Annotated in this window: 2 protein-coding genes, 1 tRNA gene and 1 pseudogene; all 4 read left to right on the top strand. The window is 42.7% G+C overall.

Going from position 1 to position 4,253, the window contains the following annotated elements:
* Positions 1-161 (top strand): annotated as a pseudogene (locus EWV60_RS06470) (IS1 family transposase); the annotation flags it as partial.
* 259 nt (positions 162-420) lie between these two features.
* Positions 421-1,626 (top strand): FAD-dependent hydroxylase, encoded by a 1,206-nt coding sequence (locus tag EWV60_RS06465; protein WP_287231618.1) that lies wholly within the window; start codon positions 421-423, stop codon positions 1,624-1,626.
* Positions 1,627-1,718: 92 nt separating this feature from the next.
* Positions 1,719-1,792: transfer RNA gene (locus EWV60_RS06460), tRNA-Pro, on the top strand.
* Positions 1,793-1,923: 131 nt separating this feature from the next.
* On the top strand, positions 1,924-3,846 hold the full coding sequence (locus tag EWV60_RS06455; protein WP_287231617.1) for a S9 family peptidase: 1,923 nt from the start codon (positions 1,924-1,926) through the stop codon (positions 3,844-3,846).
* Positions 3,847-4,253 lie beyond the last annotated feature (407 nt).

Raw genomic sequence — 4,253 nt, 5'->3', positions numbered from 1 at the left:
GCAGTAGGTAAAGAAACTGGTCAAACTAATCCTATTGAAAGATTAAATAATACCTTTCGACAAAGGATTTCTCGGCTGGTGAGAGAGAGTCTATCTTTCTCTAAAAAAATGGAGAATCAGGTTGGGGAACCCTTTGGTATTTTATCCATGACTACAATGCACAGCAAAGCAAAGGATTAAGCCGCCATCACTACTACCGAATCACCACCAATAATCAGTCTTTAATAACCAGATTTAGTATTATCGCCCTTCCAGAAGTCCAGGAAGAGCGATAACCCGAAACTCTCAACCACGGACAAAACCCTTTCAAGTCTATCAATGGCTAGGTGGGGTGAATACAATCAAACCCGACAGCAACCCCGAAAATCGTGTCAGAATAGATCAGTGTAGTCACTGATTATCTTTGAGAAAAGTATTTATATGTTAGGACGGGACAACTACGATTTAATCATTGTCGGGGGTGGTATAGTCGGAACCACCCTAGCGGTGGCTTTAAAAAATACAGGATTAAATATCGCTATGATCGAGGAACGTCCCCTAGAGGTGGCCGCCTCCCGTCGTCAAGCTTATGCCCTCTCGTTGATGTCCAGCAGGATTTTTACAGGCTTGGGTATCTGGGATAAAATATCGCCCAGTATCGGTAAATTTCGTCATATTCGCCTTTCTGATGCCGATTTTCCGATTTTTGTCCCCTTTGTGGTTGATGAGCTAAAAACCGATTATTTGGGCTATGTGGGCGAACATCAAGTGATTTTAACGGCCCTGCACAATGCCAGCCAAGATTGCGATCGCATTGATTGGTTATCCCCTGCCAAAGTGTTAGAAGTGGAGTACGGAGCAGAAACAGCCACTGTCACCTTGGAAGAAGCTGGTCAAACCCGAAAAATCACCGCAAAATTAGTTATCGGGGCTGATGGAGCCAAATCCGCTATCCGGCAAGGGGCGCAAATTAAAACCAAAGGTTGGAAATATTGGCAATCCTGTGTCGCTTTCACCATTAAACATCAACTCGATCGCAACGATACCGCCTTTGAAAGATTTTGGCCCACCGGTCCGATGGGCATTTTACCGCTCCAGGGTAATCGCTGTCAGATCGTTTGGACAAATCCCCATGAAGAAGCGAAAAAACTGCAAGAAATGCCCGAAGCGGAATTTATCGACAAATTAGAAGCATATACGGGGGGATTACTGGGAAAAATAGCATTAGTTAGCCCCCGCGCTCTCTTTCCCGTACAGTTAATGCAGAGTGATACTTATGTTAAACCCCGACTGGCTTTAATTGGTGATGCCGCCCACTGTTGTCATCCCGTCGGTGGTCAAGGTTTAAATTTAGGCATTCGCGACGCAGCCGCTTTAGCGCAGGTATTAAAGGAAGCAGCGGAAAACCAAGAGGATATAGGAGTGCTTTCTACCCTAAAATCCTACGAAAAATGGCGTATATCGGAGAATTTAGCGATTTTAGGCTTCACAGATTTTCTTGATCGCCTGTTCTCCAATAACTGGCCGCCCATCGTTGTCATCCGTCGTCTCGGATTGGCAATGATGCGCGGTTTCCCCCCGTTGAAATTGTTTGCCCTGCAATTAATGACGGGATTAAAAGGACGTATTCCCCAATTAGCTAGATAGCTGGCCACTAATTCCGGGGATGGGGGAGAAAGGAAGAAAAAAAAAGCTTGCAAAATGCCGCGATTATCGCTATGATGGTTAAGATTCAATATCGGGGCGTAGCGCAGCTTGGTAGCGCACTACTTTGGGGTAGTAGGGGTCGTGGGTTCGAATCCCGCCGCTCCGATTGCAGAAAAACAGAGAGTCAGGTAGGGATGCACCTAATCCCTACTTTGTTCTGTTTACTCGGAATTTCCTGAATTTATCAGCGTTTCTGATCAAGTTAGTTCACCATTAAGATCACTGCTTTAGTCGAAAATGTCTCATCAAATATCAGCTTACGGTTCCTGGAAATCACCGATTACCTCCGATCTAATTGTGGCAGCATCGATTAGTCTTGGTGGTGTAACTGTAGATGGAGAAGATATTTATTGGTTAGAAGGCAGACCACAGGAAAAGGGGCGAAATGTTTTAGTTAAATTAAACCCCGACGGCACAACCACAGACATCACTCCAGCACCTTTTAATGTGCGAACTCGTGTCCATGAATACGGGGGAGGTTCCTATCTAATTGTTGCTGGAATTATCTATTTTTGTAATTTTGCTGACCAAAGAATTTATCGCCAAACTGCTGATAGTTTACCCCAACCTCTGACCCCAGAAAATTCCTGTCGTTATGCGGATTTAATTCTCGATAAATTTGGCAATCGTTTAATCTGTGTTTGTGAAGATCATAGCCAAAAAGATCGAGAACCAGTTAATAGTATTGTCAGCATCGATGTGGATACAGGAGAAATAAAAACGTTAGTATCAGGCGACGATTTTTATACCTCTCCTCGCTTAAGTGCCGACGGTTCTCGATTAGCTTGGATTAGTTGGAATCATCCTAATATGCCCTGGGATAGTTCTTTTCTCTCGGTAGCAGATATTAATAATCTTTATTTGAGTAATATTCGGGTCATTGCTGGTGGTGAAAATGAGTCGGTATGTGAACCGCGCTGGTCTGCCGATGAACAGTTATATTTTACCAGCGATCGCAATGATTTCTGGAACTTTTATTGCTTTAACCATGATGAACAAATCGAACCAGTTCTCGAACCAATAGAGGCTGAATTTGCCTATCCTCATTGGGTTTTTGGTTTATCTAACTACGGTTTTGCCAGCGAATCACAGATTATTTGTAGCTATACAAAAGATGGTCGTTGGCATTTAGGAAGTATCGATACTGTTAACCGAGAATTTCAAGAAATTATTACTGCTGATACTAACATTTCTTCCCTACAAGTTAGCGATAACAAAATAGTTTTTATTGGCGGTTATTTCACAGAACTAACAGCAGTTATCTCAGTGGATTTAGCCACAGGAACGAGAGAAGTTCTCAAATCTTCCAGTAGTTTAACTATTTCTAGCGATTATTTATCGATTCCAGAAATGCTCGCTTTTCCCACCAGTCAGGGACTAACGGCCTATGCTTGGTATTATCCCCCCAAAAACCCCGATTATACCGCCCCCAATGGCGAATTACCGCCCCTTTTAGTCAAAAGTCACGGTGGACCGACGGCTGCGGCGACCTCTAGTTTAAGTCTGCGGGTGCAATACTGGACCAGTCGCGGTTTTGGCTATCTAGATGTCAATTATGGCGGTAGTACGGGTTATGGTCGTCAATATCGTCAGCGTTTGCTGGGAAATTGGGGAATTGTCGATGTGGAAGACTGCATCAACGGGGCAAAATATTTGGTTAATCAGGGATTAGTCGATGGGGAAAGATTGGCAATTTCTGGAGGCAGCGCCGGTGGTTATACAACTTTAGCAGCCTTAACTTTTCATGATACTTTTAAAGCAGGAGCTAGTTATTACGGAGTTAGTGATTTAGAGGTTTTAGCCACCGATACCCATAAATTCGAGTCGAGATATTTAGATAAATTGGTGGGACGCTATCCTGAAGAAAAGGAAATTTACTATCAGCGATCGCCCATTCATTTTACCAGTCAGTTATCCTGTCCGGTGATCTTTTTCCAAGGTTTAGAAGACCAAGTGGTTCCACCCAATCAAGCGGAAATGATGGTAGAAGCTTTAAAAGCGAAAGGTTTACCCGTTGCTTACGTTCCCTTTGCTGGAGAACAACACGGATTTCGTCAGGCTGAATCGATAAAACGAGCATTAGATGCAGAATTTTATTTTTATTCCCGTCTCTTTGGTTTTACTCCTGCTGATAATTTAGAACCCGTAGAAATTAAGTAATCATGCCAAATTAATTTCCTAGGTCAGTAATCGGTGAACAGCAGATATAGACACAATAAGTACCTAAGCAAAATTAATTACACATTTCGATAAAGCTTTTGCCTATTGCCTCTTGCCTGTCTTCACTAGGAAATTTATTTTGCATGACTACTTATTATCTAAAGACTAAAAGTCTTTCTAGTAAAGAAACTTACCCGAATAGAAATAATTTTAATTGTCCCATGTTTTTCTTAGAGGATGTTTGAAAAGTCAGGAGACCACCAGGGGTAGTGTAGTGATATATAGCGGTTCTCACACCTGTGTGGCACAGTTAAACCTTTGCTAATTAGGGTTTTCAACATCGATAATATACCTCTTGCGAACAGGAAACGCTATAGGCGCTTTTAGGCTTCTGTTATTGAAAAGAG

The organism is Microcystis sp. Msp_OC_L_20101000_S702 (assembly GCF_007095705.1).
Classification (GTDB): Bacteria; Cyanobacteriota; Cyanobacteriia; order Cyanobacteriales; family Microcystaceae; genus Microcystis; species Microcystis ichthyoblabe_A.
This window is presented reverse-complemented; position numbering and strand designations above follow the sequence as displayed.

What these genes read in the sequence shown, in the direction of transcription:
- EWV60_RS06465 (WP_287231618.1), top strand. Translation starts at nt 421, where the DNA reads ATGTTAGGACGGGACAACTACGATTTAATCATTGTCGGGGGTGGTATA.
- EWV60_RS06455 (WP_287231617.1), top strand. Translation starts at nt 1,924, where the DNA reads ATGTCTCATCAAATATCAGCTTACGGTTCCTGGAAATCACCGATTACC.